This window comes from Frankia sp. AiPs1, assembly GCF_023716945.1.
Lineage (GTDB): Bacteria > Actinomycetota > Actinomycetes > Frankiales > Frankiaceae > Frankia.
Window position 1 is genome coordinate 1 of sequence record NZ_JAMQQF010000568.1, and the last position, 3,871, is coordinate 3,871.

Here is a 3,871-nt window from a genome sequence, read left to right on the forward strand (position 1 = left end):
GGCGCGTGCCCGCCGGGAGTTCCATGCCCGCCCGCGCCGGCCGGCGCGGCGTCGCCGGAGTGGACGGGGGCGCCGGAGTGGACGGGGGCGCCGGCGTCGACAGGGACGCCGGAGTCGACAGGGGCGTCGGGGGCGTCGGGCCGCGAGGACGCCCGCGCCGCGTAGGAGTCCCGCGCCGGGCCGGGCGGCGCGTCGTGCCAGCCCGACTCGCCCTGCGCGGCCGGGCGACCCGCCGGCGCAGACTCCGCGGCGACGATGGGATCGCGCGAACGGGGGGACTCCGCGTGCGACATACCCATTCCTCTCACCCCGCCGAGACGTTCATGGTCACTGTCGAACTGCTCGGGATCGGCCTCGTCGTGGCCCGCAGGACGGCGGGAGAGCACCCGCATCGCCACCGTGAACCGCTCGGTGGAACGCTGCTCCGACGCCGAGTCGTGGCGGCGCAGCCACATGGGGATCAGGACAAATCCCCACACCGCGACAATCGCGGCCCAGATCAGGGCGCTCACCGGAGCACCGCCGTCCGGCCGGCGTGGATCTCGCGATGGACCGGTGGCGGAACCGGCACGATCCCCGCGCCGGACGCCGAGCGCGCACCGTCCGCGCAGGGCGCGGCGAGCGCGGCGAGCGCGGAGGTGCTGACCATGCGGGGCCTCTTCTCGACACCAGCGGATAGCGATTTCGCTGTTGACGCTAGTGAGCGAAATCCACGTGGTCACCGACCCGAACCCCGCGTGTCGCATCCGCAATCGGATGGGCTACGGTCGTCCCCCCGTCGTCTAACCGATCCTGAGCCCCCCGGGCGGGCTCGGCTTGGCATACGGAACCACTCGCAGATAGCGCGCGCCTCCAGCAGGTCGCTGCGAATGCGCTCGGGCGTGAGTGTCAGAACAACGCGCCGTGACCGCGACGGGGGGGCGTCCGGTTTCCGACACCCGCCGCCAAGCCGAGTGGAACTCGTCACCCCACCCACGGCGTAACCCGGAAGCGGGCCCCCGGTCCCGCTCCGGGCCACCGCGGATCGGGCAGGCGGCGGCAACCGGACGAGCCGCGGGCCCCGGACCGGAGCATGGACACGGACGCCGGTGCGTCCGCTCGGCCCGACTGCGGGCGGTCAGGGCCGTCAGGGCCGGCTGCGGGCGGTCAGGGCCGGCTGTAGCGGCTCTCCCGCCAGCGACGCACGAGCCCTTCGGGAACGTCCTCGGTCGTCAGCGCGAATCCGAGGTGATCGCGGTAGTGGCCGTCGATGGCGAGATAGCGCCGGTGCAGGCCCTCCCTGCGGAAGCCGAGCTTGGCCAGCACCCGCTGGCTGGCGGCGTTCTCGGGCCGCACATTGGCCTCGACGCGGTGCAGGCCGACCGGGCCGAAACAGTGGTCGACGACGAGCGCGAGGGCGGTCGGGGTGATGCCCCGGCCGGCAAAGCCGCTGTCCACCCAGTAGCCGACCTGCGCGCTGTTGAAGGCGCCGCGGACAATCGTCGACACCGTCACCTGGCCGACGAGCCGGCCGTGGAAAACGATCCCGAACGGCAACGCCATGCCGATCCGCGCCTGCTGACGCAGCCGGTGCAACATCTGCCGGTACACCGAGACGGTCTGGCGCTGCGCCCAGGTCTCGCGGACCATGATCAGACCGGGCGGGGTCGCCTCCCACGGCGCCAGCCAGTCGGCGTTGCGCAGCCGCACCTCCACCCAGGCGGAGGCGTCGCGCAGCCGCAGCGGCCGCACCGTCACCGATTCCTCGGACAGCACCGCCGGCCAGCCCGCCGCCCGTGCCATCACGCCCTAGTCCGCCGTCCCGGCGACGCCGGGGGAAACCGGGTGGTCATCGACGCCGCGGAGCTGGGCCACGGCATGTCCGATCACTCCGGCGAGCACGCCCAACCCGTCGCGGACCCCTCCCGTCGAGCCCGGCAGGTTCACCACCAGCGTCGCCGCCGCGGTCCCGGCAAGCCCGCGGGAGAGCACCGCCGCGGGGACGGCGTCACGGCCCGCGGCCCGCAGCGCCTCGGCGAGCCCGGGGATCGGTCGTTCGATCACGTCCTCGGTCGCCTCGGGGGTGATGTCCCGCGGTCCGAGACCGGTCCCGCCGGTGGTGACCACCAGATCGATCCCGTCGGCGACGGCGGCCCGCAGCGCGGCTGTGATCCGCTCCCGCTCGTCGGGGACGACCTGCGCCGGGCCGACGGCGAAGCCGAGCTCGGCCAGTCCGGCGACGAGCAGCGGGCCGGAGCGGTCCGGATAGACGCCCCCGTACGCCCGGTCGGACACGGTGACGACCTGGGCCCGCGCTCCCGACGGAAGACTCGACGAACGGCTCACCGGACCGCCCCCGCCGGTCCCGTCGGCACAGGCGGTCCCGTCGACACGGGCGGTCCCGTCGGCACAGGCGGTCCTACCTCCCGGGAGGGTCCGGCCTGCCAGTCGCCGTGGCGCCCACCCGTCTTGGTCAGCACCCGCACGCCGGTCAGTTCCGCGCCGGGATCGACCGCCTTGACCATGTCGTGCAGGGTCAGCCCGGCCACGGTGACGGCGGTCAGTGCCTCCATCTCGACGCCGGTCCGGTCGGCCGTCCGCACAGTGGCGGTGATCTCCACCCCGTCGTCACGGACGGTGAGCTCGACGGTGACCCCGGAGATCGCGATGGGGTGGCAGAGCGGGACGAGGTCGGGCGTCCGCTTCGCGCCCATGATCCCGGCGATCCGGGCGGTCCCGAGCGCGTCCCCCTTGGGCACCCCGGTACCGCGCAGCAGCCCCACCACCTCGGGGGTGACCCGGAGCAGGCCGGTGGCGCTCGCCGTGCGGGTGGTGACCTCCTTGGCGGTGACGTCGACCATCCGGGCCGCGCCGTGCTCGTCGACGTGGGTGAGCCGGGGCGCGGTCATCGCGCGATCGGCTCCGCCGGCCCGGCGCCCATGCCCGGGTGCGTGTCCGGGTGCGCGCCCGCGTCTGTGTCCGTGTCCGACCTGTCGGTCTCCGCCCAGCCCATGCCGGAGAGGATGGCGCCTGTGTCCCCGCCGAGCAACAGCGCCGGCAGCCGGGCGCCGGCCGGCACCTCCGTCACATCCTCGGCAATGACCAGCAACGCCTGCGCGCCGGCCAGCGAGGTGAGCTGATGGGAGCCCTGGCCGCCGGCCGGACGGGCGACGGTGGCCGGGCCGGGTCGGCCGTCGGAGTCGAGCCGGTCGAGGCCGACCCGCACGAACGTGCGCCGACCGGCCGGGGAACGCAGTGCCGTGCCGACCGTCACGACGATCCGCGGCAGACCCGTGGCCGCCAGCCCACGCATCCGGCGCAGCGCCGGGCGGACGAACAGCTCGAAGGAGACCAGCGCGCTGACCGGGTTGCCGGGCAACGTGAAGATCGGCACACCCTCGACCAGACCGAAACCCTGCGGTTTGCCCGGCTGCATCGCGATCTGATCGAACCGCACGCTGCCGGTCCCGGTGAGGACCTCCTTGACGACGTCGTAGGCGCCGACGCTGACCCCGCCGGTGGTCACGACCGCGTCGACCTCCCCCAGCACCCCGTGCAGGGCCTTGGCGAAGGCGTCGGGTTCGTCGGGCACGCCGGTCAGCCGGCGGACGACCGCGCCGGCCTCGCGGGCGGCGGCGGCGATGCCGTGACTGTTGGAGTCGACGATCTGCCCCGCGCCGAGCCGCGAGCCGACCTCGACGAGCTCGGTGCCCGTGGACAGCACCGCCACCCGGGGCCGCGGGTGCACCGGCGGGCGCGCCACGTTGACGGCGGCGAGCAGGCCGATCTGGGCCGAGCCGAGGACCGTCCCCGCCGGCAGCACCAGCGCGCCGGGGGTGACGTCCTCGCCGGTGCGGCGGATGTGCAGCCCACGGGCGGCGGGCTGGCGGAC

Annotated in this window: 5 protein-coding genes and 1 pseudogene; all 6 read right to left on the reverse strand. The window is 74.8% G+C overall.

The features are described 5' to 3' along the window. Positions 1 to 512 (reverse strand): annotated as a pseudogene (locus tag ND748_RS27455) (hypothetical protein); the annotation flags it as partial. Next, positions 509 to 649 carry a hypothetical protein gene (locus ND748_RS27460; protein ID WP_251749107.1) on the reverse strand — a complete coding sequence of 47 codons (141 nt, stop codon included), beginning with the start codon at positions 647 to 649 and terminating at the stop codon, positions 509 to 511. The gene ND748_RS27460 and the pseudogene ND748_RS27455, both read right to left, overlap by 4 nt. Before the next feature lie 497 nt (positions 650 to 1,146). Then, positions 1,147 to 1,782 carry a GNAT family N-acetyltransferase gene (locus ND748_RS27465; RefSeq protein ID WP_251749108.1) on the reverse strand — a complete coding sequence of 212 codons (636 nt, stop codon included), beginning with the start codon at positions 1,780 to 1,782 and terminating at the stop codon, positions 1,147 to 1,149. A gap of 6 nt (positions 1,783 to 1,788) precedes the next feature. Beyond that, on the reverse strand, positions 1,789 to 2,325 hold the full coding sequence (locus ND748_RS27470) for a MogA/MoaB family molybdenum cofactor biosynthesis protein (RefSeq protein WP_251749109.1): 537 nt from the start codon (positions 2,323 to 2,325) through the stop codon (positions 1,789 to 1,791). Continuing rightward, positions 2,322 to 2,888, reverse strand: coding sequence for a cyclic pyranopterin monophosphate synthase MoaC (gene moaC, locus ND748_RS27475; protein WP_251749110.1), 567 nt, complete (start codon positions 2,886 to 2,888; stop codon positions 2,322 to 2,324). The genes ND748_RS27470 and moaC overlap by 4 nt, the downstream gene beginning before the upstream one ends. After that, on the reverse strand, positions 2,885 to 3,871 hold a 987-nt coding region (gene glp / locus ND748_RS27480; protein ID WP_251749111.1), incomplete at its 5' end, for a gephyrin-like molybdotransferase Glp. The genes moaC and glp, both read right to left, overlap by 4 nt.